Below are 25,691 nucleotides of genomic sequence, written 5' to 3' on the forward strand. Positions count from 1 at the left end.
GGTCAGCCCCCGGTTACAGGCGGGAAAAAAGCCACTTCATCAGCATCCGTGACCGGATGGTCCAGGTTTACGTGGGTCTGGTTGACCGCCACCCGAACGACAGACTTATTGCCAAGCGCGGCCTGGTAGACCTCATTGATGCTGCATAGGTGATCGATCAGGTCATCCACCGTTTTCACATCACCCGGCAGTTGCATGCTCTCTTCCGATTTGCCGACCCGTTCGCGGATCCATGAAAAATAAACAAGCTGCATGGTTACACCATATGCTTAAGACCAGCCCGCAGATAGTCGTAGCCGGTATATAGGGTTAGGATAGCGGCCATCCACAGGAGGCCAATGCCGAGTTCATGGGCCGGAAGGCCAAATTCTGGCGCCCCTTCGGACCACACGAGCGCGCCGAGCGCAAACATCTGAACAGTGGTTTTCCATTTGGCCAGCATGGTCACCGGTACGCTGACCTGGGCACCCGCCAGGAATTCCCGCAGGCCGGAAACCAGAAGTTCGCGGCACATGATGATGACGGCGGCAATAACATGAAGGCCTGATACCCAGCCGGCAAAGACCACCATCACAATTACAGCTGCAACCATTAGCTTGTCAGCGATCGGGTCCAGAAAGACACCGATCTTGGAGACGCTGCCGGTTGCGCGCGCCAGATAGCCGTCAAAGAAATCCGTTATGCCCGCAAGGGTAAAGGTGGCAAAAGCCACATGGCTGCCCAGCGGCTGGTCCATAAAGAAGGATGCCACGAGAACCGGTATCACGAAAATCCGCGACATTGTAAGAATGTTAGGCAAAGTCCACATGGGCTGTCCTGTGCTTGCGGTGATGCCGCCACAATAGCGCAAACCGCGGTGGCGTCAATGATTGCGCGTGTAGTTTAATCAATCCCTGAAATGGTCGTAAATCTGTTGGGCCATGGCACGGGAAATACCGTCTACGCCCTCAAGGTCACGTACGTCTGCGCCCGCCACGGCCTTGGCCGAGCCGAAATGGTGCAACAAGGCTTTCTTTCGTTTGGGGCCAATGCCCGGCACGCCATCCAGCGGGGATTTCTTGATGTCACCTGACCGGCGCGCCCGGTGGCTGCCGATGGCGAACCGGTGGGCTTCGTCCCTTAGCCGCTGCAGGTAATAGAGCACAGCATCATTTTCCGGCAGCATGAAGGCGTCACGGCCGGGCATGTGGAACTGCTCCCGTCCCGCGTTTCGGTCAGGCCCTTTCGAGATGGCGACCACACACACATCCTCCGACACGCCGAGGTCTTCCAGTACTTCCATCACGCTTGAAAGTTGCCCTTTGCCGCCGTCAATCAGCAGCACGTCAGGCCAATGGCCACGGCCTTTGTCTGCATCTTCCTTGAGAAGGCGGCTGAAACGCCGGCGCATGACCTCGCGCATCATGGCAAAATCATCGCCCGGAGCTGTCTCGTCGGACTTGATGTTGAATTTGCGGTAGCTGTTTTTCATGAAGCCGTCAGGCCCGGCAACAATCATACCGCCGAGGGCGTTGGTTCCCTGGATGTGGCTGTTGTCGTAAACTTCGATCCGCTCAGGCGGGGCATCCAGCCCAAACAGGTCCGCCACACCGTGTAGCAGCTTGGTCTGGCTGGCGGTTTCCGCCAGGCGGCGCTCAAGTGCCTCGCGGGCGTTACGGCGGGCCTCACCAATAACCTCTGCTTTCTTGCCTCTGGCGGGTACAGAAATGGCAACCTTGCGCTCCATGCGGGCTGTCAGGGCGTCTGAGAGCAGTTCCTGGTCCGGAACCTCATGTGACAGCAGGATCAGGCGGGGTGCAGGCTTGTTGTCGTAAAACTGGGCAAGGAAAGCAGCCAGCACATCTTCAACAGTTTCGCTTTTGTCATGCTTGGGGAAATAGGCGCGGTGGCCCCAGTTCTGCCCCGCACGGAAAAAGAATACTTGAATGCCCACGGTTCCGGCGACTTCCTCTGCCGCGATCACGTCGGCTTCATCCACCATCGCGTTCACCATGGCCTGGTGGCTCTGGATGTGGGTGAGGGCGTTCAGCCGGTCACGGAACACCGCGGCTACTTCAAAGTCCAGCACGTCGCTGGCTTCCTGCATGGCGTTAGCAAATTTCTTCTGGATGCCGGACGTGCGGCCTTCGAGGAAAGCCCGGGTTTCCCCGACCATATCGTCATATTCCTCGCGGCCAACCTTGCCGACACAAGGCCCGGAACAGCGCTTGATCTGATAAAGCAGGCAAACACGCGTGCGGCTTTCAAGTGTGACGTCAGAGCAGGAGCGAAGCTGGAACACCTTCTGTAGCGTGTTCAGGGTGCGGTTCACTGCCGAGACGCTGGCGAAGGGCCCGAAATAGAGGCCTTTGTGCTTGCGGGCGCCGCGGTGCTTGGTGATCTGCGGCCATTCATGGTCCTGACGCAGCAGAATATAGGGGAAGGATTTGTCATCCTTCAGGAGCACGTTGAACGGGGGCTTGAACCGCTTGATCAGCGATGCCTCAAGCAGGAGCGCTTCGGCCTCCGTGCGCGTAGTGACGAAAACCATGGCCGTAGTGGCAGAAACCATGCGCATCAGGCGAACCGTCAGGCGGTTTTCCTGCGTGTAGCTGGTAACACGCTTTTTGATGTTTTTCGCTTTGCCGACATAAAGGACATCACCATGCGAATTTAGCATGCGGTAAACGCCCGGAGCGGTGGGTGCCGTCTTCAGGTGTTCCTTGATGGTGTCGATGCCAATTTGCAGCGTTGTTTCAACCACGAAAACTATATTCCCTAATGTTCACCTTATGGACTTGTGCCGGAATGAGACAGGAGAATCAATGACATGATTTTGTCATTTTGATTCGTCTAAAAGATTTCCACCGAACCTGTGGATAAGTTTGTGGGAAAAACCGTAGATGCAAGTGCAACATCGCTGTAACACTAGGGTTTCTCCTTTTTGCCTAATTTTTGGGCAAAAACGCTAAGTCATTGATTTATAATGAATGTGGACCAGTCAACCACTTAATTTTCACCATAACAATTTTGTCTTGTTGTTTGGTGGCAGCCATTATGGCAGCTGTTGATTCGATGTGCAAAACTCACCCGTGCGATGGGCACGCATGAGGCGAAAAAGTCCAATTGTTACTAATTGGTTAAGGATGTTTGTGGCGTTCGATTTCAACGCCGACGCTCGCCGCACCTTCGACCGCTTCAAGCTTTTCAACCTTCACTCGGGCAGCGATAACCTGGTCGTCGCCAAGCGCCATTTCGGCAATTTTCTCAGCCAGAGTTTCAACAAGGTTGATATGGCCAGTTTTGATGATGGCCTGGATCTTGTTCACGATGTCGTTATAGCAAACAACATTCGCCAGTTGGTCGTCGTGATGCTCGGCTGTTTCGGCAACCGAAAGGTCCACATTGATGCGGACTGCCTGGCGGGTATCCTTTTCATGTTCCCAGACGCCGATCTCGGCCTGGGTGACATAGTCGCGGACAAAGACATGACGAACAGAGCGGGCTGCATCCGCAAAGGGCAGGTGCAGTATGTTGGATCGTACCAGCGCGTCATCGTGCGACATTACTCAGTCCTCCAGGATATCCGGCGTACGCCAAGCCAGGTGCTGGCCACCGTCCAAAGCCAGCATTTGCCCTGTAATCGACGGACTCTCAAGCAGAAAACGCACGGCGGCGCAAATTTCTTCCAGGTCCGGACCACGTCCCAGAGGGGTGCTTGTCGCTTCTTTTTCAAAGATTTCAGCGGTTTGGCGCGTATTCTTGAGTGTCGGGCCAGGGCCTATGGCGTTGACCCGGATGTTTGGCGCAAAGGCCTGCGCCATGGTTCGTGTCAGGCTCCAGAGGCCAGATTTGGATGCCGTGTATGAAAAATACTGAGGGTTCAGCTTCAACACGCGCTGGTCAATCATGTTGATAATCGTGCCCTTGGCTCCTTCAGGAAGCCGCTCTGCGAAGGCCTGCGCCAGCATGGCGGGTGCGCGCAAGTTAACGGCCTGATGGGCATCCCATGCTTCAGCGCTGAAGGTTTGGGCCTCGTCTTTCTCAAAAAGGGACGCGTTATTGACCAGGAGCGTCAGTGGTTTCCCAAGTGCCTCTTCAGCCGCAGCCACCAGCCCCGCTGTTTCGGACGCATCCGATAGGTCAGCCTTCACGGCGACAGCTGTTCCGTCATAGGCCTCGATATTGGCGACAACGTCTTCGGCTTCCTCCTCTGATCCGTGGTAGTGCACGGCCACATCAAAACCATAAGCGGCCAAGTCCATGGCTATGGCACGCCCAATGCGGCGGCTGGCACCGGTAACAAGGGCTGTCCTTGGCGCGCGCATCAGAGGGTCATGCCCATTGCGCTGGCACTCTCAGCCGATTGCGCAAGATAAACCACGTAGGAAACATATAGCAGCACCATCACGGCGCCGGCCTTTTTGCCCACATGGGACCGGGCGCGGGTAAATGGCACCAGCAACAGCGATGCGCCAAGCATCACCCAAAGGTCTACCTGCAGGAAGCTGTCGGGGACCGGAATGGGGCCCACCAATGAGGCGACACCAATGATGGACAAGAGGTTGAAGATGTTGGAGCCGATCACGTTCCCCACAGCAACATCGCAGTGGCCGCGCACGGCGGCGACAAGGGCCGTGATGAGCTCCGGCAGGCTGGTGCCCAAGGCAACCAGTGTCAGGCCGATGACGGCTTCTGATACGCCGAAGTCGCGTGCGACTTCAACCGCACCTGCCACCAGCAAGTCTGCGCCAAAAATCAAGCCGACAAGGCCAAGGACAACGAAGGTGGTCGCCAGGCGGTAGCTGTCAGGCTTTTGCTGAAGCTCTTCCATTTCCTCAAGCTCTTTGGCGGCTTCAATGGGGCAGGCTTTCCGCCGGGCAATCGAATAACCGATAAAAAGGGCGAGGAAGGCTAGAAGGATAAGCCCTTGGGTCCAATCAAATACACCGCCAAAGGCCATGGCCATGAAAATCACGGTGGAGAAAAGCATGAAGACAAGGTTGCGGCCAAGGCGCGGCGCAGAACAGACCATTGGCGCGATCAGGGCAGGCAGGCCAACCACCAACAGCACGTTGGCGATATTGGAGCCGACGACGTTACCGAGCGCGAGGGTTGGCGCGTCATTCAGTACCGCATCCACGCCAACCACCAGCTCAGGCGCAGAGGTGCCGAAGGCGACGATCGTCAATCCGATAATCAGCTTGGAAACGCCGGCACGGCGGGCAAGCGATACGGAGCCACGCACGAGATAGTCGCCGGCAACTACCAACAATACCAGTCCGGCAACAACTTGAATGTAAGCCATACGGTGATCGAATCCTTTATTACCCGGCCCCAAACACGCCGTTTCGGCTTATATAGGGATTCATTTCCCCAAAAGAAAGTCAGTAACCGAGATTTGTATCCAGCAAATTCTCCGGCTCTTCCCCATTCTCTATCCGTTTGATGTTCCTGAGAACATAATCCGCTGCCGTATCGGGGCGGGTGATGGCTGCGCTGTGAGGCGTGATGATCACTGTGTCATAGCCCCACAAGGGGTGATCGGCCGGCAAGGGCTCTTCAGGGAATACATCCAGCGACGCGCCCGAAATATAGCCACTGTCCAGCAGCGCCATCAGGTCATCCAGCACGATCAGGCTACCGCGCCCCGCGTTGATGACGCTTGCACCTTCAGGCAGGCGTGACAGGCGGTCAAAGTCCAGGAGGCCCTCGGTTTCCTTGGTTGACGGCAGCAGGCCTACAAGGATATCCGTCCTTGCCAGAAAGTCATTGAGCTGGTCCATGCCAGTGAAGTGGGTGACCAGCTCATCGTCTTTCGGGCTGCGGGACCAGGCGGCGATATTATAGCCGAGCGGCTTAAGGGCTTGGGCCGCCCGTTGGCCAAGTGCACCGTAGCCCAGGATGCCCACGCGCACGTCTTTTGCCGCAAGCGAAAAGACCCGCTTCCAGTGACGCTGCCGCTGGGCCGCCAACAGCTGCGGCGTTTGCCGGTGATGCATCAGCACATTCATCAGCACATATTCGGCCATGCCTTCCTTGAGGCCTTCATCGCCCATGCGGATGATGGGCATGCCCTTCGGTAGGTCGGGGTCCCGCGTCAGATGGTCAACCCCAGCCCCCAGGGAAAAGACAGCTTTGATGTTGGGGTAGCGGGCGATCAGGCCGGGTTCGGGCTCCCACACGAAAGCATAGGCATCGCCATCATCGGGGCTGCCCCAATCCGGGTTGCCCATAAATTCGACCGTGGGATCAATGGCATGGATGCACTGGCGCCAGATATCGTGGGGATAGTCGTCCAGATAAAACAAAATGCGTGTCATTGGTCTTGCTTGCTCCTAGTTCGCTTTGGTCGCCAGCGTGTCGTGGTGGCCCACAATCAGCTCCCTCAGGTGGAAGCTGATATCCGCCCTGTTCTTGAAGCCTGCTTCCACGGCTGCCTTTTCAAATGCTTCCACAGGCAGATCGGGGGTTTCGGCGAATGTCTTCAGGCTTTCATGAAAGCCGATGGTGAAGGCGTCCACATCTGACCCCATTGTTACAGTGAAGATGACATTGGTCACTTGTCCGGTTTTGGCAAGATACTCATTTTCCATCCGACGTTGGCGCAGGAGGGCTTCGTGTTTGCCTGCTGCGGCGTTGAACATCTCAATGTGGTATAGGCCAGCGCCCTTGTTCTGCTCCAGGATCATTTCCCAGTTGGTGCCTGAACGCGCAGTGAAGCGGTGTTCGAAGTCCACCAGCGCTGCGGCCGTATGATTCAGGCTTTCCTGCATGGTTTGGCAGGGCGCTTGCTTTTCGCACGCCGGGTTCAACTTGGTCAGCACCATCAGGTCCCAATGATTGCCCTGACTGTGACGCATCAGGATTGGCCGGCTGCCGTTATAGAATGTCAGGTCGGTCGTGGTGAACAGGTCCAAAAGGGCAGGGAAGTTGCCCGGTGCTGCGCGGTATTGTGTGACCAGATAGTCTTCAGCCACCACTGGTTGGGCCAGCCCTGAAGCCATAATTATTGCTGCCAGAAGTATGCGCATGGTCAGTCCCCTTAATTCCCTAACCCTCAATTAGGTCATAATATTGAAAAGTCCGCTTGAAAAGCATTGGGGAATCAACTATTTGTGCGCCCAAGCAAGGCCGCTTTCGAAAAGTTGCGTGTTTTCCTTGCATTTTGTAGGCGCTCACCTTATGTTGCGCGCCTCGAATCAAGGTGTTCACGGATTTCGTGGGCCCGAACGAACAGCCCGGCAGTGCCATCCGTTGGCCCCGGCGAGTGAAAAGGTTAGAAAAATGGCAGTTCCAAAGAGAAAAGTTACCCCGTCTCGCCGTGGTATGCGTCGTTCGCATGATGCCCTTAAGGCGGTTAACTACCAGGAAGACTCGCACACTGGCGAGTACAAGCTGCGTCACCACATCGACCTGAAAACAGGTATGTACCGTGGTAAGCAGATTCTGGAGCCTAAAGGCGACTTCTAAGCCTTAGCTTCCTCCTGAAGAAAATAACCGGCCCCTCAGCATCTGAGCGGCCGGTTTTTCTTTGCCTGAAATCCTGATGTGAGAAGCATGTCCTATCGGGTTCTGCCGCGATTCAGGACGACTGTGAATGACAACAGGTCATGCGGGTAACGACCGCCTGCGATCCAGCTGCAGATGATAAACGGCCAAATCACCGCGGCAAAATCCGAGACCGGATTGCCCCACTGGTCGTTGAGCCATTGGAGCCCCCATATGCAGCCCGCCAGCACAAGCGACCGCCAACAGGCATCAAAGAAGCTCATCTGCATCAACTTGCTGGTCAGTGTTTGAAGGCCCATGATGCGTTTGCCGATGGTCGCGCGCCATCGGGACGCCTCAAAGGCGGGGGCCAGCGCAAGATAGACAATAAATGCGACCTCTGTGTGTTCGGCTTCAGTTTTGAGCCCGGACAGCTTGGCAATGACAATCATTGGTACGGCTATGATGGCTAAATCGATGGCCATGGCAGCCAGGCGCATAAAGGGGTAGGTGGGACCCGACTGTGGACGGTGCGGGTCACGCGGTTTGCGCTTGTGCAGCTTATTGCCCCCTTTGATGCCGAATGCCTCAGTCTTGGGCTGTGGCGGGGCAGCGGGCAGGTCACGCAGAAAGTCTATCTCGTCATAATCGAACTTATTCAGAAGATCATAATAGCGGTAGGACCAGCCAAACTGCCGATTGAGGTAGGCGAGGATCGGTTCGCCTACCTTGAGGTGCCATTGGTCACCCCGCAACTTCATCTGGGCCGCCTGATGTTTGATGATGTGAGCCAACAGCCTGTCGCCAACCTCAGCCCTGAAGCTCTCATCCAGCATCTGGGGCTCTTCTTCAATGAAGCGCCACTTTGCAAGTTGGTGGAGGTCCGGGTTGGTAGACAGCAACGCCTTCGTCTCCTCCATCAGTTTGGTGGCAGCAGCCTCGTCGATGGCAGGTTTCTCTTTCTGGGCCGTAACGGCAGCGGGCTGGCCGTTCCCGCTGTCATGAGCATCAACCGTTCTTACAGGACCTTCGGCTCCTTCAGTATCAAGTTCAAGTGTTTGTCGGTCGGCCTCTTGCCCCAGCTGCGGGACCTCATCGCCGCCATCGAGCGTATCCCAGTCCCAGTCGTCTTCCGGTGCATCGCCGAGCTCAGCCAACTGCAGAGCTCGTTTGTAGGCGTCATGAAGGGTTTTGAACGCCTCTGGATGCTCATCCGGTCGGGTGCTCTTCAGCCGCTGCGCATAGGCTTTCTTGATGTCACGGGTGTTTTCAGTGGGTTCAATGCCCAGGTTGGACCAGGGGAATGTCATAAAATGCTACCCGGGTCCAGCTGGTCTAGGACCTCGCTGAACCGGTCCCGCGCCTTGGCAATCTCCGTTTCTTTCTGGGTGTCGAGCACACTCTCGAATTCAGACAGGTAGCGCCCAACCAAGGTCCGCATTTCGCCAAGGGATGTAAGGTAAAGCTTTTCCGCACGGGAAATCAGGACCAGATTTTCCTCTTTCTCGCGAGGGTGAAACTTGAGGCCTGCCAGCCGTGCCCGCGATTTCTCAACTTCTTCCTGCGACAGAGCGCCGGGCGACTGCTCAATCACATGGTTGATAACCTGACCCGTGCTGTTAACCTTGACGTCTACCTCCAAGAGTCCATTCATGTCGTAGCTGTAGCGCACATCAATGGTCTGCTCACCCGCAGCGCCTTTTGGTACGGCTACGGAGACGGAGCCAAGAAAGACATTCTGTTCCACCAGCCGGTGTTCGCCCTGAAAGACGTTTACCTCCATACGCTGCTGGTTTTTCGAGACAGTCATAAGGGTCTCGACATGGCTGGTTGGGACGACGCTGTTGCGCTCGATCAGTGGCAGGAAAAAGCCGGGTTTACCGGACCCGGATGGGTCAACCACCTCAGTCCCCAGCGTATAGGGGCAGACATCAGTCAGAACCACATCATCCAGCGTCTTGTCACGCGCTTTCAATCCGGCCTGCACAGCCGCGCCCATGGCGACCACAAGGTCAGGGTCAAGGTGACCTGCTGGTATCCGCTTAAACAAAGTACCAACCATGTTTCTGAACACAGGCATGCGGGTGGCGCCGCCAACCAACAGCACTTCAGTGACGTCGGCAACGCGCAGGTTCGCATCACGCAGTGCCTGCTCGATGGGATGGCGCACGCGCATCAGTTGCGGCAGGGTGCATTCCTTGAACCATTCCGGTGTGGCCTCGAATTGCACCTGCTTGCCGCGCAGCTCCATTTCCAGCAGCATGCTGTCCTGCGTGTGGATTTTCCTTTTTATCTGCTCAAGGCGATCATAAAGCTGCTGCAGCTCAGACTTTCCAAGCTTGTCTTTATCGACATCCACGGCTTTACAGAAGCTGACAACCATGGCCTCCAAAAAGTCTTCTCCGCCCAGGAAGTTGTCGCCTGCGCTGGCATGCACTTCCATGATGCCGTCAAAATATTCCAGAATGGAGACGTCAAAAGTACCTCCGCCCATATCCAGCACGACAAACATGCCTTCCGCCCGCTCATGCAGTCCATACGCCAAAGCAGCTGCTGTCGGTTCATTGATCAGGCGGCGCACGGTCAGGCCCGCGATTTCACCAGCCTGTTTCGTGGCATGGCGTTGGTTGTCGTTGAAATAGGCCGGGACACTGATGATGGCCTCGGTCACTTCCTCGCCCAGATGGGCTTCTGCATCTTCCTTCAAGGCCTTCAGGACAAAGGCTGAAAGCTCTGTTGCAGTGAAGCGTCGTTTGCCAAGGCTCACCTGATGATTGGTGCCCATAAGGCGCTTGAAGACACCCACTGTATTGTCCGGGTGTGTTATCAACCGGTTTCTGGCAACCTTGCCCACAATGACGTTATTGTTGCCGTCCAATCCCACCACCGACGGTGTCAGATAATCCCCACTTCGATTGGGAATCAGCCTGATTTCACCATCCTGCCAATAGCCGCAAGCGCTATTGGTGGTTCCCAAATCAATTCCGATAATTGTCATACGAGCTTCACAACCTGTTGTTTCAGGGATTAGAGTGGGCCAAAGCCATGGGCATAATGTCTGGCATAGTGTTTTCACGACATCTGCGTGTCAATGATCGTGTGTGATAATGCTTCAAACAACCAAGGCGGAGGACAGCGAAATGAAAATGATCAAGGGAATGCTATTGGCGACTGGCCTGTTAACAGCGTCAGCCTGTATGACCACCAACGAAGTAACCGGCAGGTCCCAATTTATCATCATTCCGCCCAGCCAGGACGCAGCCCTGGGGCTTGAGGCGATGAAGGAGGTCAAGAAGTCGGCCTCGGTCCAAACCAGTGGCGCGTTGGCTGAACGCGTGCAGCGGATCGGCCACCGTATCGCTGCCATCTCCGACAAGCCCGACCTCGACTGGGAATTCGTCGTGATTGACGAACCGGTTTTGAACGCCTGGGCGTTGCCAGGGGGCAAGATCGCCATCTACAAGAAAATGGTGGACAGCTTCACGTCAGACGAAGAACTCGCGGCCGTTATCGGGCATGAGATTGCGCATGCGGTATTGCGCCATGGCGCGGAACAAATGAGCAGGGCGCAGATGCAGAATCTGTTGATTGTAGGCGCGGGTGTGGCTGTTGGTGCCTCCACAGAGGACCAGGAAACGGCCCAGATGGCTGTTGGGCTGGCGTCACTTGCCACGGCTGGCTTCGTCCAGTTGCCCCACAGTCGCAAGATGGAGCTGGAGGCGGATCACATTGGCGCCATCTATATGGCAAAGGCGGGCTATGACCCACGTGCTTCTGTTCGCTTGTGGCAGCGCATGAAAACCCTGAAGGAAGGCGGTGGCCAACAGCCAACCTTCCTGTCCACGCACCCATCGGACGACAAGCGTATCGCCCGCCTCGAAGAACGCATGCCAGAGTATCTTTCACACTATCGAAAATGATAAAAGTTTAATAAAAACAATTCGTTAACTTGTCTGTTTGGTAATCTTTTGTCACATTTTGGGACAGGGAGTGCAGAACGCGCGTAGTGGCGCCCAACAGGCAGGGCATTATGACGGAAGAAGACATCCACCAGCTGGCTCAGGACTACATGGGCTATTTCACCCGTGGTGCAGATGCCCAACAGGCGCAGTTCCGGGCGGTGGAAACCTTGTGGCGACTATGCCGTGACGATGCCGCGCTCGGTTTCAAGGTGATCTGGGAAGCGGTAAATCTGGTTGAAGCAGACAATATGAAGGCGCTGGCTTTTCTGGGCACAGGGCCCCTTGAAGACCTGATCAATTTCCATGGTGGCGAAATGCTTGGCAGGTTGATTGAAGCGGCGCGCGAAAATGCCAACTTCTGTGTGGCCCTCTCATGCGTTTGGCGCAATGCGGTCAGCGAACAGGCCTGGGGTACACTCGACGGCGCCTTGCCAGAGATCCGGGCATCGCACGGCAGGGTGCAGGCGCTCTAAAGGTCTATGTTGGTTACTTCTTGCCCAACCGGGCGCAGGCCCACCAAGGCATCATACAGTTTTTCATTGTCGATCGGCTTGCCGACGACTGCCTGAAACCCGGCTGCATGATAGCCTGCTATCTGTTCGGGCAATGTGTTAGCCGTTACGGCTACCATTCGCGGTGGTGTGTGGTCGCCAGCTTGCTCAAGGATCGCCCGGCATGCCTCATCGCCCCGCATCTCCGGCATGTTGATATCCAGAAGGATCACATCAAACCGCATACGTGCTGCTTCGGAAACAGCTGACTTGCCGTTATCGACGCTCACCACGTGGTGACCTTCGCGCTCAAGTAGCCTGCTCAGGATTATCTGATTCACTGGATTGTCTTCAGCCACCAAGCATTTCAGCCCTGCCGATTTATCTTGAGCAGTTTCATCAAGGTTTACTGGGGTTGTGTCAGGCTTTTCGGCTTTTTCTACGGGAATCGTTACGGAGAAGGTGCTGCCCAGACCCCGTGTGCTGACAGCGGTAAGTGTTCCACCCAGCTGTTTGGTTGCCGCTCTCGCATACGAAAGGCCTAATCCCAGACCGCGCGCCGTCTGGCCGGTTCTGGCCGCGGCCTCAAACGCGTCAAAGATGGTATCAAGCTCGCCTTGGGGAATGCCTTGGCCTGTATCGGCAACATCGATCTTCAAACTGAGCCAGTCGGCATCTTCCTCTGTCAGTTGCGATCTGACAATCACACGTCCCTCGGTGGTATATTGAATAGCGTTATGCAGGAGTTTGGTCACAATGGCGGACAGGATGCCTTTATCGACCTTGATAAACCAATCGTTGGGTGCGGCTGCATCGTCGCTTTGGTGATAAAGCACCAGATTTTTCGCTCGAGCCTGTGGCGCCAGCCGCTCAACCAGACCATCCAGAAATACGTATAGATTGATGGGTTCAGGGCGCGGGGCATTCATGCTGGTTTCAAGCGATACATAGTTCAGGACCGCGGTAACAGAATTAGCAATATCATCACAGCCACGATTGATCCTGCTTAATTGTTCCATGACTTCCGGGCCGACCTTTTCAGGGGGGATGGACGCGACGGCATGCATGATTTCGCCCAGCGGGGTTCGCAGTTCGTGGCTAACCGCATCAAGCACCAACTGTCGGTCGCGTGCGGATTTATGCGAGGCTTCTTCTGCCTTAAGTACACGGTACATAGCCAACTGGACCCGTTTCACGGCGGGCCGAAAGATAACAAAGGCCTCGGCCAACAGCAGTAGCAGCGTAAATATAAAAACAGTGGCTTCAATGGTTTCGAGGTTCTGGATGGCGCTGCGGCTTTCTCTCGCGAAACTGGCGACCGCACTATCCAGTGCATTCAAAAGCGGACCAGCGGCATCCGTATTGATATCCTCGAGCACATCAGCGTCGATGATGCCGGAAGCAATTGCTTGTGACAAAGCTGTCCGGGCCAGGCTGATAAAGGTTCGGGTGCGTTCGTCCAGTGCAATGTCGCCAAAGTAGATGTCTCGTGTAGGTACGTGCGTGAGGCTTGGCAAGTCGAGATCCGCGTCCCCCAAAATAAGACCCCGGTGAGAGGTCTCGAACAAATCGATTGTTTTGCTGGTCTTTTGCTGCAAGGTGGCATCGTTTGGCTGTGCTTGCAGTTGATTGATGAATAGCGCAATTCTTTGGGACAGCATCCGTTGCCGGCCGGCTACATTAATGACGGTGGCCGCAGTTTCTTCCCGCTTGATAGAAAAATAGAGGGTCAGGAAGCCAGTGGTGGCCGCAGTTGCGACAAGCAGTAGTGCCACAATATAACGTCGCGTCAGCTGTCGGCTGGAATCCAGTGGTGTTTCAGTGTGTCGTGTCCGGGCTTTTAGCATGTATCTCGCGCGCATATCGCCCCCCAAAGCGTGTAGACACACGCTAATGGGAAAACCTTACTCGCGCCTTAACGCTATGCGAAATCCAGACCGATATCGACGGCGGGCGCGCTTTGGGTCAGGCGCCCGACAGAAATATAGTCCACACCGGTTTCCGCGATTGAGCGGATGGTATGCAGGTTGACGCCGCCTGAGGCTTCGCACGGAATGGCACCATCCACGATGGCACGCGCCTGCCGCAGCATGGCTGGCGGCATGTTATCCAGCAGCAGGCTGTTGGCGCCTGCCGATACCGCCTCGCGCACTTGCTCAAGGGTGTCGCATTCAACCTGGATGTCATTCCGGCCTGCGGCTTTTGCGCCCGCGACCGCTTTCTCAACCGAACCCGCAACTGCAATGTGATTGTCTTTGATCATCACGGCGTCAAACAGGCCCATGCGGTGGTTTTTCGCCCCGCCCATGGCGGTAGCATATTTACCAAGTTTCCTGAGGCCAGGAATGGTTTTTCGGGTGTCCAGAAGGGTGGCCCCGGTGCCCTTGATCTGGTCGACATATTGACGCGTCAGTGTGGCGATGCCTGACAGGTGCTGAACGATATTCAGTGCCGTGCGCTCGGCCGACAGCATGGCGCGGGCCTTGCCTTCCACCTTCATGATAGCAGTGCCGGGGTCAATTTTGTCGCCGTCCTGGGCGAAGAATTCGATGGTGCAGTCAGGATCAAGGCGCCGGAAGATGGGCGCGGCGAGCGGCAAGCCAGCCAGCACCATAACCTCACGGGCATTCATGGTGGCCGTCAGGCGCGCGTCCTCAGGGATTACCGTCTCGCAGGTGACATCGCCCGTGGCGATGTCTTCCGCGAAGGCGACATCGATGAAGGCATCGATTTCCGCCTGTGAAAGTGGAAAATCGGTCATGTGCCTTGCTCCCTGGCGTAGTGGCTTATGCGCCGATGGCGGACAGGTCTTTGCCGGTGTTGATGGCTGCGCTGAGGTCCAGCATCTTGCGCAGTGGCTTTTCGGCCTCAACCCGGGTGTGTTCATCCAATTCGATCTCAGGGCCTTCGTCACGCAGGCAAAGATACAGCTTTTCCATGGTGTTGAGCGCCATGAACGGGCAGGTGTTGCAGCTGCAGTTGCCGTCGGCCCCCGGTGCACCGATAAAGGTCTTGTTCGGCGCGGCCTTTTCCATCTGGTGGATAATGCCGGGCTCTGTCGCCACGATGATCGTGTCGGCTGGATGCTCGGTCGCGAACTTGAGGATAGAGCTGGTGGAGCCCACGTGATCCGCATGCTGCACGATATTGTCCGGGCACTCAGGGTGCGCGGCCACGGGCGCGTCCGGGTGCTTGGCCTTCAGCTTGATCAGCTCTTTTTCGCTGAACATTTCGTGCACAATGCAGGTGCCTTGCCACAAAAGCATGTCACGGCCCAGCTTGCGCGACAGGAAACCGCCCAGGTGGCGGTCCGGCGCAAAGATAATTTTCTGGTCCTGGGGGATCGAGCTGACGATATGCTCAGCGTTCGAACTGGTCACGATGATATCGGTATGGGCTTTCACGGCAGCTGAGCAGTTGATGTAGCTCAGGACCATATGATCCGGGTGCGCCTTGACGAACTCTTCGAATTCGTCTGGCGGGCAGCTGTCTTCCAGGCTGCAGCCTGCCGCCATATCCGGCAAAACCACCTTTTTCTGTGGGCTCAGGATCTTGGCCACTTCAGCCATGAAACGCACACCGCAGAAGACGATCATCTCGGCGTCAGTTTCCGCGGCCTTGCGCGAAAGATCGAGGCTGTCGCCCACGAAATCGGCAATGTCCTGAATTTCACCGGCTTGGTAATAGTGTGCGAGGATAACCGCATTCTTTTCCTTGCGCAGACGCTGGATCTCGGCCACGAGGTCGAGGGTCGGATCAACAGCGGTGCTTGTTTGCATGTTCATGTCAGTCTCCTGCACGTATACTCAAAAACCTATTGGTGCGGCATAGATAGCCGCCAAAAGCCCTATTGGCAAGGCTTTGGGGGTAGGCGATATTCGCTTACGAGCGTCGCTGGCCCATCTGCCTCAACGCGGCCCTCTTCGACAAGGGCGATCAGGTGCCCCAGCACAGACCTCGCGGCCGCAGGATGCAACGCCTTGTTCACATCCTTATACATGCGGCTGACCATTATATCGATACTGAGCGGGCCATCTTCAAGATGCTTCAAAATCTGGCCTTCGCGCATGCGACGGTGGGTGATGATGCCGCGGACGAAAGGTTCAGGGTCCTCAACTGCCGGGCCGTGGGTCGGCAGCAGGCGTGCGGGCTTTTCATCGATCGTGCGCCTCAGGCTTTTAAGGTAGGCACGCATATCGCCGTCAGGCGGGGAAATCACCGTAGTGGCCCAGCCCATGATATGGTCACCGCAGAACAGGGCCTGTTCCTCTTCCAGCATAAAGCACAGGTGGTTGGCTGTGTGGCCAGGGGTGTGGATGGCGCGCAGGGTCCAACCGTCGCCCGTCACCCGGTCGCCGTCTTTCAGCTGATGATGGGGCTGGAATGCATGATCCGCACCCGCTTCCACCTCTTCGCCTTCCAGGCCGCCTTTCCGGCCCGCCCCGTGGGGGCCAAAAGCATATATAGGGGCACCCGTTCTTTCACTGAGCCACGCGCTCAGGGGCGAATGGTCGATATGGCTGTGGGTCACCAATATATGGCTGATGGTTTTGCCTTTGGTGGACTCAAGGATGGCTTTGCCGTGCGCTTCCATCATTGGGCCGGGGTCGATAACGGCCACATTTGGGCCCGTGCCCACAACATAAGTGCCAGTGCCTGTATATGTGAAAGGACTGGGGTTTTCGCACAGGACACGGGTGATCAATGGCGAAACGGGTTCGGCTTCACCGTAAGGGGCGTGCAGGTCATGGATGAATTCAGCGCTCATAAGCTCTCCAAAGGGTGTCCCAATGGGTAACCTGTGTCGCTATCGCTGAAAAGCAAAATGACGGAAGTCAGATTAAATGGGGGAGAGTGGTTCGGAGCCGACCGCACCAAAGCGGATTGAGGTGGGGCAAGAGGCGCGGCCGACTCCAATGGCTGGGTCTTCAACAAATTGGCAGCTGCGAAGACCCGAAACTCAGGAACCCGGTATCTGGTGGCAGCCGGAGCACCAGGTTCGCCTCCATATTCGCAATCTATGTGCCAGAAATGAGTGCCAGGGATTTCAAGGGCTTGGCCGAACACGGGCTGCAGGATAGATCGTTTTGTACCGCCTTGGGACAATGCTGTTTCAATTTGAGACATGTCGGTATGTGCCAATTTGAACCAGAATCGTGCGGGGGCAGGCTTTGGTGCTCCCCAGTCAGACGACGTAGAAAAGCACTAGGTGCAAACGCTTCTTTCCTTTAGGCTTTTTTCGGGGATCAGGGAGGAAGATCTTATGGGGGACTACCAAACCCGTCGTGTGATGGGGTTCTGGCGCACTTGGGGGCTTTCTGTCGGTATGATGGTGGGCTCGGGCGTTTTCATGCTGCCAACTGTCCTGGCACCTTTCGGGGCATACGCGCTTGCAGGTTGGCTGGTGACGGGGCTGGGCACGATCGCGCTTGCCTATTCGCTTTGCTATATGGCCAAACGGATAACCGCAACCGGCGGGCCTTATGCCTACAGTCGGGCGGGGTTTGGTGACTTCGTCGGCTTTCAGATGGCGTGGGGCTACTGGATTTCGCTTTGGATTGCTGTTGCGGCTGTCACCGTGGCTTTTGTCGGGTACCTGTCGGAATTTTTTCCGGTACTTAAAACATCGCCCACCCTGTCGCTTGTCGCCGGCCTGTCGCTGATCTGGATACTGGTGTTTGTCAATTGTCGCAGCGTGCGCGGCTCAAGCGCGCTTCAGCTCATTACAACGCTGGCCAAATTCCTGCCGCTTCTGTTTCTCGCCCTTGTAGGGCTGGTGAGTGTCGAAAGCACAAACTTCTCCGCCATGAAGGAACCTGCGGATGGGCTTGATGCGACCATCGCCGCCAGTGCGCTGGCGATGTGGGCCTTCATTGGCTTTGAGGTTGCGACGGTGCCGGCCGGCGAAGTGCAGGACCCGGCCCGCACCATCCCTCGCGCCACCATGATGGGGGTGCTTGCTGTTACTGTTCTTTATTTCGCTGTCACCGTGGCAGCGTTCGGTCTGTTGCCAGCTGATGAACTGATGAATTCTACGGCACCGCTTGCGGATGCTGCCTCTGCGCTTGTGGGGCCAGGGGGCGCCACGGTCATCGCGATCATTGCACTGGTCGCGACCAGCAGCGGCGTGAACGCCAACCTGTTCGCCGCGGGGCAGATGCCCATGGCTGCGGCTCTTGACGGCCTGTTCCCGAGCCTTTTTGGCATGAAAACCAAGTTCGGCACGCCGGCTTGGTCGTTCATTATCGGAGGTATCCTGTCTTCGGTGGCGCTGGCGCTGAATTTCGTCAACGGCCTGGTGGTGGCTTTTGAATTTCTGATTTTGCTGTCCACGGTGACGGCGATCCTGCCTGTGGCCATGTCTGCCGCGTCGGCTTGGCTGTATGCAGTCCGTGATCCGCATGCGTCACGCGGCGTGCATCTGCGGGACACCCTTGTGGCGGCCATCGGGTTTGGCTATGCGGTATGGATCATCGCCGGATCGGGGCGTGACAGCGTTTATTGGGCCTTCCTGCTTCTGCTTGCAGGCCTGCCGATTTATGTTTGGGTTACAAGACAAAGACGAGAAGGGGCAGAATGAAGACACTATCCGGTTTGAACGAATATGGGGCGCTCAAGGTTGTGGCAGTAAGGCCGCCCGAGCATGCCTATGTCAGTGACGAAAAGGTTGCGGATGAATGGGAGCGCCTGCGCTTCTATTCCGCGCCCAAGCTTGGGTCTGCGATCGATGAACACAAGATTTTCACCGACAAGCTGCGCGCCTCTGGCGCCGAAGTGATCATGCTTGGCGGCGATGACGCGCTGACCCTTGATTCCATTTATGCCCGCGATGCGGTGCTGGTGAGCCCAAAAGGCCTCATCCTGTGCCATATGGGCCGTGCTGGGCGCCGGGGCGAACCAGCGGTGAATGCGAGCGCCTTTGAAGCCGCAGGCTATCCGGTATTGGGCACTATTGAAGCACCGGGCACTATTGAGGGCGGCGATATCATCTGGCTGGATGATCACGCGTTGGCTGTGGGTGAAGGCCCGCGCACCAACGCGGAAGGCATCCGTCAGCTCCAAGGCCTATTAGGGCCCGATGTGGAAGTGCATACAGTGCCGCTACCGCCCCCGAGCCATCCCGAAGACGTGTTTCACCTGATGTCCATGATCAGCCCGCTCGACCACGACCTGGCGCTGATCTACCGTCCGCTGATGCCGGATAGTTTTATCAACTGGTTGGAAGCGCGCGGTATTGGGTTTGTTGAGGTGCCTGAGGAAGAATTCATCCCCATGGGCTGCAATGTGCTGGCACTTGGCCCCCGCAACATCCTGATGCTGGACCGTCTGCCTGAGACCAAGGCGCGGCTGGAGGCTGCAGGCTGCACGGTCGATACCTACAAAGGCGACGAAATCAGCCGCAAGGGCGAAGGCGGGCCAACCTGCCTGACGCGCCCGCTGGTGCGGGGCACCTGACATGACAGCGGCGTATGAAAGCCTGCCGTCCTGGGCCTATTATGACGAAGCCTATTTCGCGCGCGAGATGGAGGCGGTGGTCCGCCCGGCATGGCAGCTGGTGTGCCACCAGAATGATGTGCCGAATGCGGGTGACTATGTCACGCTGGATATCCTCAATGAACGCCTTGTGGCCGTGCGCGGTAAGGACGGCAAGGCCCGCGTGTTCCATAATGTTTGCCGCCATCGGGGCTCGCGCCTTTTGGAAGGCAATGATGGATCATGCCCCGGGCGTATCCGCTGCCCCTACCACGCCTGGACGTGGGACCTTGAGGGCACGCTGGTGAACGTGCCCTACGAGCGCGATTTCGAAGGTTTTGACCGCGCAGACCATTTCCTGCCGGAGGCGGAAAGCTGTGAGTTTCTCGGGTTTATCTGGGCACGCCTTGTGCCTGGTGGGCCCAGCATTGAGGACCAGTTCGCGCCCTACGTTGATGAGCTGAGCCGCTACAGGATTGAAGAAATGCAGCCGCTTGGGCGATTGACGCTCAGGCCCCGTGCGGTGAACTGGAAGCAGATCGCGGATAATTACGCCGATGCGCTGCATATCCCCGTCGCGCACTCCGGCCTTTCGGGTCTTGTGGGCAACACTTACGGCATGGAAGTGAAGGGTGACATCCACAAGATGTGGGGTGACGTAATGGAAACCCGCAAGGACAGCTGGTCGACACGGCACTATAAATCGCTGCTGCCCAAAGTGGATCACCTGCCAGAGCACCTGCAGCGCCACTGGTGCTATTATCGGCTGTGGCCCAATGTGGCCTTCGACGTGTACCCCGACCAGATCGATTTCATGCAATTCATTCCGGTCTCGGCCACAGAAACGCTAATCCGCGAGGTGGCCTATGTGCTGCCGGATGAGAGGCGAGAGATGCAGGCCGCGCGGTACCTGAACTGGCGCATCAACCGGGAAGTGAATGCCGAAGACACGGTGATCATCAACCGGGTGCAGGACGGTATGGCATCGTCAAGCTTCAGCACGGGGCCGCTTGCCAAAACAGAAGTGTGCCTGCTGGATAGCGTGCGCCGCATCCGCGAGGCTTTGCCCGAGGATTTCGGGGCGAAAATCTAGTCCTTCTGGGCCAGCAGCCAGGCTTCAACCCCAAAGCTGTTCCATGTCAGGATTGTGCGGCTGCCGAAGCTGAAATCGTCATAGGCCGCATAGTCCTGCATCAGTTCGCTAACCATGGTGCCTCTGGCCTCACGGGTCAGACGGCCATTGGCATCGAGCGCACCTTTCGCGGCCCGTGCAGCCTTCACAGCATCGATGAAACCATTGATATAAGCAATCTGCTTGTCTGCGCTTCTGACCCGGCTCGCATCATTGTGGCCCGGCAGAACGTAGGTGTCGGCATCAAAGCTGGCTTTCAGGAATTCAAGATGTTTCAGGGCCCCATCGATATGGCCTTCGCCAACATAATAATGGGTGAAAGGATAGAAAGTGTCGCCCGCAAACACCACATTCAGGTCCTTCTGGTAGGCGATGATATTGTTGGCGGCTTCACCGGCGCCCAGGTCGTGGATTTGGAAATCGATCCCGGCAATAGTGATTGTCTCACCATCTTTGATGATGTCGGTTGGCATCACAAGTCGTTCGTCCAAGGCTTCGCCGAAGGCATTCGGCATCTTGTATGACGCCAGCATCTGCTGGAGCGTGGGCGCAAAGCCGTCAGCCGTGCCCTGAGTGGCGTAAATCGGAAAGTCACCGAAGGCATCTTTCAGAACCGGCAGGCCGCCGAAATGGTCTGAATGCGGGTGGGTGATGATAACGCCTGCAAGCGGTTTACCGCTGGCCTTGATCTGGTCCGCAAGGCGCCTCGCGTCCGACGGCAGCAGTTGGGCGTCGATAAGTGCGACGCCGTCGTCGCCTTCAATCCAATAGCTGTTGGTGTTCCAGCTGATATGGTTGGATACGTATCTGTGTAGAGCCGTCGGTCCAAGGTCTGCGGCCATAGCCGCCATGTTGGTCGTGGCCGCAAGTAGCGCAGCGATGGCTAATCTGATCATCTGTTCCTCCCCAAGAGATGAAAGGATCAGATCATCAGTTGATAAGCGCGTCAATTGGCTGAAGGCTTAGAACATTGGATAGAAATTGGTCGGGGAGACAGGATTTGAACCTGCGACCCCCGCCTCCCGAAGACGGTGCTCTACCAGGCTGAGCTACTCCCCGATACGCCGAACCGAAAATTACGGCAGTTCAGGCGCAGGAACAAGGCCTTGCAGGCCATACAGTTACGCGATATCTGTTACATAGGTTCGTGTGCACTATACAAGGCGCGATATTGGGGGATAATATGAAAAACGTGACCCGGTTTTTGTTCTTGGCCGTTCTTCTTTCAGGCTGTATGGGCGGCGATAAGAAAGACATTAGCTACTTGGCCCAAAGGGACCTTGGCCTAGTTGTCATGAAGATAGACTTCAAGGGTATGGTCCGTCCCGAACTCAAATTTCGCAAATATGACCCTTCGACCGGGAAAGCTTTCAAGGAGACTGTGTCTGTGAGCGCTCCAAAGGGGTCTGTCAAATCGGGCCCATACGGGAAGATGCCGACAGGTGAGTATTTTGTTGAAGCCACGTTCGAGCCAGGTCATTGGTTTCTTGAGGAAATTGTCGCCTATTCCTTGCGCGGCTATAATGCCCGTACAATTTCTTATGACAGCTATTCTGAAGGAGCGTTTGGATTTGAGGTGGTGCCAGCAGCGGTGCATTATGTTGGAGCATTTGACCTCGGCCGTGTGATGACCGTTGCCGAATGGGCAGACCTGCCAGCAGGTTATGTGTCAGCAAACTTTAGCTACCAGGCATCCATGGTTCAGGCACAGCCAGCCTATTTTGTGACGTTTGAATGTCCCCGGGAAATGGCCATCATTGGACGCCCAGGCTGCGACCTTGGGCGCATTACGCGCCGTGCGGGAGAGCCCATTGAGCTTGCTGTGGTGAGTTGGACACAGAGTGGCTGGGTGCGACCTGTCATGAACCACAACGGACAGCTACCAATAGAGTAGGCGCCCTAGTAGGCCCGCATCACACAGAAATCGACGATATCGATCAGCGCCTTCTTGGCTGGGCTGTCGCGGAAAATTGCCAGCGAGTCCTTGGCCATGTTGCCATAATGGCGGGCACGTTCGATGGTGTCATTCAGTGTGCCGTGCTGGTTCAGAAGGTCGATGGCTTTTTCCAGATCACCCTCGGCCTGTTTGCGGCGCTCCATGGTGGATTTCCAGAATTTCTGCTCTTCTTCACTGCCGCGGCGGTAGGCCAGAATGGTGGGCAGGGTCACCTTGCCTTCGCGGAAGTCATCGCCGATTTCTTTGCCTAATGTCGCTTGCTTGGCGGAATAATCCAGCGCGTCATCCACCAGTTGGAAGGCGATGCCCAGATAGCGGCCGTAGGCTTCGAGTCCACTTTCAACCTCTGCGCCCTGTTCGGACACCACACCCACTACTTCACAGGCGGCGGCGAACAGCACGGCCGTCTTGGCGGTGATCACCTCCAGGTATTTTTCCTCTGACGTGGTCAGGTCATTGGCAGTAGTCAGCTGCAGAACTTCACCTTCAGTGATAACGGCAGCGGCATTTGCCAGAATCTTGAGGACGCGCAGCGAATCGCTTTCCACCATCAGCTCGAATGACCGGCTGAAAAGGAAGTCACCCACCAAAACAGTCGGCTGGTTGCCCCAGATAAGATTGGCGGTTTTCTTGCCGCGCCGCATGTTGCTTTCGTCCACCACATCGTCATGCAGAAGCGTGGCGGTGTGGATAAATTCAACGGCGGCAGCGAGGCCGATGTGGCGCTTGCCTTCATAGCCAACAAGCTTGGCGGAAGCCAAGGTCAGCATGGGACGCAGGCGTTTTCCGCCTGAGGAGATCAGGTGTCCGGCCAGCTCAGGAATGAGGGCCACGGGGCTGTCCATGCGCTTCAGGATGGTTTCGTTTACCAACTGCATGTCATCAGCGGTCATGGCCTGAAGGCGGTCGATTGCCTCCTTATCGGCGGCTGGTTGCTTGTGATCGCGCATATTTACAACGTTGCTGGACATTCGATCCCCGCTTTCATTTTTATATTTAGCGCGCGGACATTACTGCCTGACATCAGGGCTGGCAAGGATTTGCACGCATTTTAGGTCAATTGACCCCAGATAATTTCCACGTACAATTAAGCGTATCAAATAAACAAGTGGTGAACGAAACCCCGTGGACGATCAAGCCCGAGACAATAGCGCGCATCTCTTTCCCGCGATCCCACGCCTGGGTGAAGGGGAAACGGTCGATGATTTCCTTGGTGGCGCCGTAAAGCTGATCCAGCCCAAGTGCGGCTATCGTGTGTCGATGGACACAGTGATGCTGGCCGCCTGCGTGCCTGCCAAGGCTGGCGAGCGGGTGATTGAAGGCGGTGTTGGGTCTGCAGGCGCGGCCCTTTGCCTGGCGCGGCGGGTTCCCGGCGTGTCTGTTCATGGCATCGATATTCAGTCGGACATGCTTGATTTTGCGCGCCGCAACATCGCTTATAACGGCCTTGAGGGCAGGGTGACCGTTGATGAGGGCAGTATTACGGACCTCAAACAGGAAGACGAAGCCACCTATGATCATGTGATGGTCAATCCGCCCTATTTGGCCGACGGCAAGGGCATCCGACCCCCAGCGGAAACCAAAGGCCTCGCGCACATGGACCTCAGCGCCGGCGTGCGCGACTGGGTGAAATTCTGCATTCATCTGGTGCGCAACAAGGGCACAGTATCCATTATTTACCGGGCCGACCGGGTGGATGAAGTGATTGCCCACCTGCACCGGCGTGTGGGGGAGTTAAAGATCATGCCACTCTGGCCGCGCTACGGCTCTCCCGCCAAGCGGGTGATCATCCAGGGGCGCAAGGGTATGCACGGCACAGCCAGTATTCTGCCGGGGCTTGCCTTGCACGGAGAGGTGGAACGCTATACCCGTGAAGCCGAAGAAATTTTGCGTGATGGCGCGGCTCTTGACCTGAAAGCCTTTGCGCATCCGCGTCAAAGCCGCTAATCAGGGGCAGAATGATTATCCAAAGTAGCAACCATGGCTAACCGACTGTCCAAATTCTTCTATGAACTGCGTCGCCGCTTGTTCGGTGATCCGCCACCTGTTGTGGCGGTGGTACGGCTCTACGGCGTGATTGCTCCGGGCCAGCGCTTCAAGCAGAATCTGAACATGGCGTCCCTGGCTGAAACGCTTGAGCATGCTTTCACCATCCCAGGCTTGTCTGCTGTGGCGCTGCAGATTAACTCGCCCGGCGGATCACCTGTGCAGAGTGCACTGATTACCAAGCGCATCCGCGACTTTGCGCGCGAAAAAGATGTGCCAGTGCTTGCATTTGCTGAAGATGTTGCAGCATCAGGCGGCTATATGCTGGCGCTGGCGGGCGACGAGATCTACGCGAACGAGTCGTCGATCATCGGCAGTATTGGCGTGATCGCGAGCGGATTTGGCTTCGATAAGGCGATCGAGAAATTGGGCATTGATCGACGCCTTTACACAGCAGGCGAGCGGAAAGCCATGCTGGACAGCTTCTCGCCAGAGAAGGAAGAAGATGTGGAACGCCTGAAGGAAATTCAGGAAGAGGTCCACGAACATTTCAAATCCCTGGTGCGCGAGCGCCGGGGCAAGCGCCTCAAGGGGCTACGTGGGCGCTTGTTTTCCGGGGATGTCTTTACGGGTGCCGACGCCGTCAAAATGGGTCTTGTGGACGGTTTGGGCGACGCACGTGAAGTTCTTCGGGACCGGTTCGGCAAAAAGGTGCGGCTGCGCCTGATTGGCGAACGCAAACCCCGCCTGGGGTCGATCCTTGGCCTTGGCCGCGGCAGCGACACCCAGCATACAAGCGGGATCGGCCAGATCGAAGATATGCCGCATGGGCTTTTGGCGGCGATCGAGGAACGGCTGTTTTGGAACCGTTTCGGGCTATAGGGCCCTAAAGTATACTTTACGGAGGAAGCGCTTTGACAAGCGAACAACACGAGACCCAGCTGAATGCCTACCGGGAGAGCATCGACAATATTGACGCGGCGTTGATTTTCATGCTGGCCGAACGCTTCAAGATCACCAAGGCGGTTGGTTTCTACAAGCGCGAGCATGACCTGCCGGCGGCTGACCCAGGGCGCGAGCAGAAGCAGATCGAACGGCTGCGCACGCTGGCGAATTCCGCCAACCTGGACCCGGAATTCAGCGAAAAATTCCTCCATTTCATCATACGGGAAGTGATCCAGCACCATGAGCGGATCAAAGAGAAAGGCGAGCTTTAGGGC

Annotated in this window: 26 protein-coding genes and 1 tRNA gene; 10 read left to right on the forward strand and 17 right to left on the reverse strand. The window is 56.6% G+C overall.

Features of this window, described 5'->3' with window-relative positions; genetic code table 11:
• Positions 1–2 precede the first annotated feature (2 nt).
• From moaD to B3Z17_RS00475, 8 genes are all read right to left on the reverse strand, one after another.
• Positions 3–254: a molybdopterin converting factor subunit 1 gene (gene moaD / locus B3Z17_RS00440; protein ID WP_068304879.1), complete on the reverse strand. Its 252-nt coding sequence runs from the start codon at positions 252–254 to the stop codon at positions 3–5.
• A gap of 2 nt (positions 255–256) precedes the next feature.
• Positions 257–808, reverse strand: a complete 552-nt coding sequence (pgsA, locus tag B3Z17_RS00445; protein WP_068304881.1) for a CDP-diacylglycerol--glycerol-3-phosphate 3-phosphatidyltransferase — start codon at positions 806–808, stop codon at positions 257–259.
• A gap of 78 nt (positions 809–886) precedes the next feature.
• The gene (gene uvrC / locus B3Z17_RS00450) at positions 887–2,743 is read right to left on the reverse strand and encodes an excinuclease ABC subunit UvrC (protein WP_286828094.1); all 1,857 of its coding nucleotides are present in this window, start codon (positions 2,741–2,743) and stop codon (positions 887–889) included.
• A gap of 376 nt (positions 2,744–3,119) precedes the next feature.
• Positions 3,120–3,545, reverse strand: a complete 426-nt coding sequence (locus B3Z17_RS00455; RefSeq protein WP_068304888.1) for a dihydroneopterin aldolase — start codon at positions 3,543–3,545, stop codon at positions 3,120–3,122.
• Positions 3,546–3,548: 3 nt separating this feature from the next.
• A complete protein-coding gene (locus B3Z17_RS00460) occupies positions 3,549–4,307 on the reverse strand; it encodes an SDR family oxidoreductase (RefSeq protein ID WP_068304891.1) in 759 nt (252 codons plus the stop codon).
• Positions 4,307–5,287, reverse strand: a complete 981-nt coding sequence (locus B3Z17_RS00465) for a calcium/sodium antiporter (RefSeq protein WP_068304893.1) — start codon at positions 5,285–5,287, stop codon at positions 4,307–4,309. The genes B3Z17_RS00460 and B3Z17_RS00465 overlap by 1 nt, the downstream gene beginning before the upstream one ends.
• A gap of 79 nt (positions 5,288–5,366) precedes the next feature.
• A complete protein-coding gene (locus tag B3Z17_RS00470; RefSeq protein ID WP_286828095.1) occupies positions 5,367–6,302 on the reverse strand; it encodes a 2-hydroxyacid dehydrogenase in 936 nt (311 codons plus the stop codon).
• Positions 6,303–6,317: 15 nt separating this feature from the next.
• Positions 6,318–7,013, reverse strand: a complete 696-nt coding sequence (locus B3Z17_RS00475) for a hypothetical protein (RefSeq protein WP_286828096.1) — start codon at positions 7,011–7,013, stop codon at positions 6,318–6,320.
• A gap of 253 nt (positions 7,014–7,266) precedes the next feature.
• On the opposite strand from B3Z17_RS00475, the gene rpmF reads away from it, so the two are divergent.
• Positions 7,267–7,452 (forward strand): 50S ribosomal protein L32, encoded by a 186-nt coding sequence (rpmF, locus tag B3Z17_RS00480; RefSeq protein WP_068152552.1) that lies wholly within the window; start codon positions 7,267–7,269, stop codon positions 7,450–7,452.
• Between the two features lie 92 nt (positions 7,453–7,544).
• On the opposite strand, the gene B3Z17_RS00485 is transcribed toward rpmF, so the two are convergent.
• Together B3Z17_RS00485 and B3Z17_RS00490 are read right to left on the reverse strand one after the other, a co-directional pair.
• On the reverse strand, positions 7,545–8,780 hold the full coding sequence (locus B3Z17_RS00485) for an RDD family protein (RefSeq protein WP_286828097.1): 1,236 nt from the start codon (positions 8,778–8,780) through the stop codon (positions 7,545–7,547).
• A complete protein-coding gene (locus tag B3Z17_RS00490) occupies positions 8,777–10,468 on the reverse strand; it encodes a molecular chaperone HscC (RefSeq protein ID WP_286828098.1) in 1,692 nt (563 codons plus the stop codon). The genes B3Z17_RS00485 and B3Z17_RS00490 overlap by 4 nt, the downstream gene beginning before the upstream one ends.
• Before the next feature lie 142 nt (positions 10,469–10,610).
• Between B3Z17_RS00490 and B3Z17_RS00495 the strand changes: the two genes are divergently transcribed.
• Positions 10,611–11,390: a M48 family metallopeptidase gene (locus B3Z17_RS00495; protein WP_286828099.1), complete on the forward strand. Its 780-nt coding sequence runs from the start codon at positions 10,611–10,613 to the stop codon at positions 11,388–11,390.
• Between the two features lie 110 nt (positions 11,391–11,500).
• Positions 11,501–11,905, forward strand: coding sequence for a DUF6869 domain-containing protein (locus tag B3Z17_RS00500; RefSeq protein ID WP_068304903.1), 405 nt, complete (start codon positions 11,501–11,503; stop codon positions 11,903–11,905).
• Here the strand turns inward: B3Z17_RS00500 and B3Z17_RS00505 are convergent.
• The 4 genes from B3Z17_RS00505 to B3Z17_RS00520 all read right to left on the reverse strand — a co-directional run bounded on the left by B3Z17_RS00505 (position 11,902) and on the right by B3Z17_RS00520 (position 16,691).
• Positions 11,902–13,785 carry a response regulator gene (locus B3Z17_RS00505; RefSeq protein WP_286828100.1) on the reverse strand — a complete coding sequence of 628 codons (1,884 nt, stop codon included), beginning with the start codon at positions 13,783–13,785 and terminating at the stop codon, positions 11,902–11,904. The two genes, B3Z17_RS00500 and B3Z17_RS00505, sit on opposite strands and share 4 nt — an antisense overlap.
• A 59-nt stretch (positions 13,786–13,844) precedes the next feature.
• Entirely contained in the window at positions 13,845–14,684 is an 840-nt protein-coding gene (gene nadC, locus B3Z17_RS00510) for a carboxylating nicotinate-nucleotide diphosphorylase (RefSeq protein WP_286828101.1), read from the reverse strand.
• Between the two features lie 25 nt (positions 14,685–14,709).
• On the reverse strand, positions 14,710–15,702 hold the full coding sequence (gene nadA / locus B3Z17_RS00515) for a quinolinate synthase NadA (protein ID WP_414672757.1): 993 nt from the start codon (positions 15,700–15,702) through the stop codon (positions 14,710–14,712).
• A 68-nt stretch (positions 15,703–15,770) separates the two neighbouring features.
• Positions 15,771–16,691 carry an MBL fold metallo-hydrolase gene (locus tag B3Z17_RS00520; RefSeq protein ID WP_286828103.1) on the reverse strand — a complete coding sequence of 307 codons (921 nt, stop codon included), beginning with the start codon at positions 16,689–16,691 and terminating at the stop codon, positions 15,771–15,773.
• 495 nt (positions 16,692–17,186) lie between these two features.
• Between B3Z17_RS00520 and B3Z17_RS00525 the strand changes: the two genes are divergently transcribed.
• From B3Z17_RS00525 to B3Z17_RS00535, 3 genes are read left to right on the forward strand one after another with little or no spacing between them, the layout of a single operon-like run.
• Positions 17,187–18,503, forward strand: a complete 1,317-nt coding sequence (locus B3Z17_RS00525; protein WP_286828104.1) for an APC family permease — start codon at positions 17,187–17,189, stop codon at positions 18,501–18,503.
• Positions 18,500–19,378 (forward strand): dimethylarginine dimethylaminohydrolase family protein, encoded by an 879-nt coding sequence (locus tag B3Z17_RS00530; RefSeq protein WP_286828105.1) that lies wholly within the window; start codon positions 18,500–18,502, stop codon positions 19,376–19,378. Before B3Z17_RS00525 ends, B3Z17_RS00530 begins: the two co-directional genes overlap by 4 nt.
• Before the next feature lies 1 nt (position 19,379).
• Positions 19,380–20,489: an aromatic ring-hydroxylating oxygenase subunit alpha gene (locus B3Z17_RS00535; RefSeq protein ID WP_286828106.1), complete on the forward strand. Its 1,110-nt coding sequence runs from the start codon at positions 19,380–19,382 to the stop codon at positions 20,487–20,489.
• On the opposite strand, the gene B3Z17_RS00540 is transcribed toward B3Z17_RS00535, so the two are convergent.
• On the reverse strand, positions 20,486–21,424 hold the full coding sequence (locus B3Z17_RS00540; RefSeq protein WP_286828107.1) for an MBL fold metallo-hydrolase: 939 nt from the start codon (positions 21,422–21,424) through the stop codon (positions 20,486–20,488). The two genes, B3Z17_RS00535 and B3Z17_RS00540, sit on opposite strands and share 4 nt — an antisense overlap.
• An 86-nt stretch (positions 21,425–21,510) precedes the next feature.
• Positions 21,511–21,587 (reverse strand) — tRNA-Pro (locus B3Z17_RS00545).
• A gap of 124 nt (positions 21,588–21,711) precedes the next feature.
• Here B3Z17_RS00545 and B3Z17_RS00550 point away from each other — a divergent pair.
• The gene (locus tag B3Z17_RS00550; RefSeq protein ID WP_286828108.1) at positions 21,712–22,422 is read left to right on the forward strand and encodes a hypothetical protein; all 711 of its coding nucleotides are present in this window, start codon (positions 21,712–21,714) and stop codon (positions 22,420–22,422) included.
• A gap of 5 nt (positions 22,423–22,427) precedes the next feature.
• Here B3Z17_RS00550 and B3Z17_RS00555 read toward each other — a convergent pair whose 3' ends face one another.
• A complete protein-coding gene (locus B3Z17_RS00555; protein WP_286828109.1) occupies positions 22,428–23,456 on the reverse strand; it encodes a polyprenyl synthetase family protein in 1,029 nt (342 codons plus the stop codon).
• A gap of 154 nt (positions 23,457–23,610) precedes the next feature.
• On the opposite strand from B3Z17_RS00555, the gene B3Z17_RS00560 reads away from it, so the two are divergent.
• The 3 genes from B3Z17_RS00560 to B3Z17_RS00570 are packed head-to-tail and all read left to right on the forward strand — an operon-like array spanning position 23,611 to position 25,688.
• Complete coding sequence (locus B3Z17_RS00560) at positions 23,611–24,432, forward strand: tRNA1(Val) (adenine(37)-N6)-methyltransferase (protein WP_068304925.1); 822 nt, start codon at positions 23,611–23,613, stop codon at positions 24,430–24,432.
• 33 nt (positions 24,433–24,465) lie between these two features.
• Entirely contained in the window at positions 24,466–25,353 is an 888-nt protein-coding gene (locus tag B3Z17_RS00565) for a S49 family peptidase (RefSeq protein ID WP_286828110.1), read from the forward strand.
• Between the two features lie 32 nt (positions 25,354–25,385).
• Positions 25,386–25,688 carry a chorismate mutase gene (locus B3Z17_RS00570; protein ID WP_074519494.1) on the forward strand — a complete coding sequence of 101 codons (303 nt, stop codon included), beginning with the start codon at positions 25,386–25,388 and terminating at the stop codon, positions 25,686–25,688.
• Positions 25,689–25,691 lie beyond the last annotated feature (3 nt).

Origin of the sequence: Kordiimonas sp. UBA4487 (assembly GCF_002389025.1) — a bacterium.
In the GTDB taxonomy this organism is placed as follows: Bacteria; Pseudomonadota; Alphaproteobacteria; order Sphingomonadales; family Kordiimonadaceae; genus Kordiimonas; species Kordiimonas lacus.

Excerpts from the sequence above, each read along its gene's own strand:
- B3Z17_RS00455 (WP_068304888.1), bottom strand. The coding sequence starts at position 3,545 with ATGTCGCACGATGACGCGCTGGTACGATCCAACATACTGCACCTGCCC.
- B3Z17_RS00465 (WP_068304893.1), bottom strand. The coding sequence starts at position 5,287 with ATGGCTTACATTCAAGTTGTTGCCGGACTGGTATTGTTGGTAGTTGCC.
- B3Z17_RS00555 (WP_286828109.1), bottom strand. The coding sequence starts at position 23,456 with ATGTCCAGCAACGTTGTAAATATGCGCGATCACAAGCAACCAGCCGCC.
- rpmF (WP_068152552.1), top strand. The coding sequence starts at position 7,267 with ATGGCAGTTCCAAAGAGAAAAGTTACCCCGTCTCGCCGTGGTATGCGT.
- B3Z17_RS00475 (WP_286828096.1), bottom strand. The coding sequence starts at position 7,013 with ATGCGCATACTTCTGGCAGCAATAATTATGGCTTCAGGGCTGGCCCAA.
- B3Z17_RS00535 (WP_286828106.1), top strand. The coding sequence starts at position 19,380 with ATGACAGCGGCGTATGAAAGCCTGCCGTCCTGGGCCTATTATGACGAA.
- nadA (WP_414672757.1), bottom strand. The coding sequence starts at position 15,702 with ATGCAAACAAGCACCGCTGTTGATCCGACCCTCGACCTCGTGGCCGAG.
- pgsA (WP_068304881.1), bottom strand. The coding sequence starts at position 808 with ATGTGGACTTTGCCTAACATTCTTACAATGTCGCGGATTTTCGTGATA.
- B3Z17_RS00500 (WP_068304903.1), top strand. The coding sequence starts at position 11,501 with ATGACGGAAGAAGACATCCACCAGCTGGCTCAGGACTACATGGGCTAT.
- B3Z17_RS00530 (WP_286828105.1), top strand. The coding sequence starts at position 18,500 with ATGAAGACACTATCCGGTTTGAACGAATATGGGGCGCTCAAGGTTGTG.
- B3Z17_RS00550 (WP_286828108.1), top strand. The coding sequence starts at position 21,712 with ATGAAAAACGTGACCCGGTTTTTGTTCTTGGCCGTTCTTCTTTCAGGC.
- B3Z17_RS00485 (WP_286828097.1), bottom strand. The coding sequence starts at position 8,780 with ATGACATTCCCCTGGTCCAACCTGGGCATTGAACCCACTGAAAACACC.
- B3Z17_RS00490 (WP_286828098.1), bottom strand. The coding sequence starts at position 10,468 with ATGACAATTATCGGAATTGATTTGGGAACCACCAATAGCGCTTGCGGC.
- B3Z17_RS00495 (WP_286828099.1), top strand. The coding sequence starts at position 10,611 with ATGAAAATGATCAAGGGAATGCTATTGGCGACTGGCCTGTTAACAGCG.
- B3Z17_RS00460 (WP_068304891.1), bottom strand. The coding sequence starts at position 4,307 with ATGCGCGCGCCAAGGACAGCCCTTGTTACCGGTGCCAGCCGCCGCATT.
- B3Z17_RS00520 (WP_286828103.1), bottom strand. The coding sequence starts at position 16,691 with ATGAGCGCTGAATTCATCCATGACCTGCACGCCCCTTACGGTGAAGCC.
- B3Z17_RS00525 (WP_286828104.1), top strand. The coding sequence starts at position 17,187 with ATGGGGGACTACCAAACCCGTCGTGTGATGGGGTTCTGGCGCACTTGG.
- moaD (WP_068304879.1), bottom strand. The coding sequence starts at position 254 with ATGCAGCTTGTTTATTTTTCATGGATCCGCGAACGGGTCGGCAAATCG.
- nadC (WP_286828101.1), bottom strand. The coding sequence starts at position 14,684 with ATGACCGATTTTCCACTTTCACAGGCGGAAATCGATGCCTTCATCGAT.
- B3Z17_RS00505 (WP_286828100.1), bottom strand. The coding sequence starts at position 13,785 with ATGCGCGCGAGATACATGCTAAAAGCCCGGACACGACACACTGAAACA.
- B3Z17_RS00540 (WP_286828107.1), bottom strand. The coding sequence starts at position 21,424 with ATGATCAGATTAGCCATCGCTGCGCTACTTGCGGCCACGACCAACATG.
- B3Z17_RS00565 (WP_286828110.1), top strand. The coding sequence starts at position 24,466 with ATGGCTAACCGACTGTCCAAATTCTTCTATGAACTGCGTCGCCGCTTG.
- B3Z17_RS00470 (WP_286828095.1), bottom strand. The coding sequence starts at position 6,302 with ATGACACGCATTTTGTTTTATCTGGACGACTATCCCCACGATATCTGG.